Source organism: Bartonella sp. AA83SXKL, from assembly GCF_042196965.1.
Taxonomy (GTDB): Bacteria; Pseudomonadota; Alphaproteobacteria; order Rhizobiales; family Rhizobiaceae; genus Bartonella.
Genome location: NZ_JBHIRG010000333.1, coordinates 254 through 555, shown reverse-complemented (window position 1 = coordinate 555; position 302 = coordinate 254). Strand labels below are relative to the sequence as shown.

Below are 302 nucleotides of genomic sequence, written 5' to 3'. Positions count from 1 at the left end.
CGTTCAGAGGATTTCCTTTTAATGTTGCTGTCTTGCCCCGTACAAAAGTGAGAACATCACCTTCAAACAAACCATAGGATAAAAGACCATCTACATAAAAACCAGCGTTACTTTCCAAACTACCATATGCTGTCACTAACCATTTATGAAATATACTTTTTTGACTGTTTTCAACATCCTGAGGTCGCAAAGAAAGTCTCCCGTAGGTTGCCATAATCCCAAAAGACGTTGTACTGTGTGTCCCCTCAATTGTTTTGAGCAAAATATCTACCTCTAGAGCCTTATAACCAAGGTCACCTCCA

General features: G+C 39.7%; 1 protein-coding gene. It reads right to left on the bottom strand.

Going from position 1 to position 302, the window contains the following annotated elements; all coding sequences use genetic code 11:
- Positions 1-302 (bottom strand): autotransporter outer membrane beta-barrel domain-containing protein (locus ACFINO_RS11480; protein ID WP_375655972.1); only part of this gene is annotated, 302 nt, incomplete at both ends.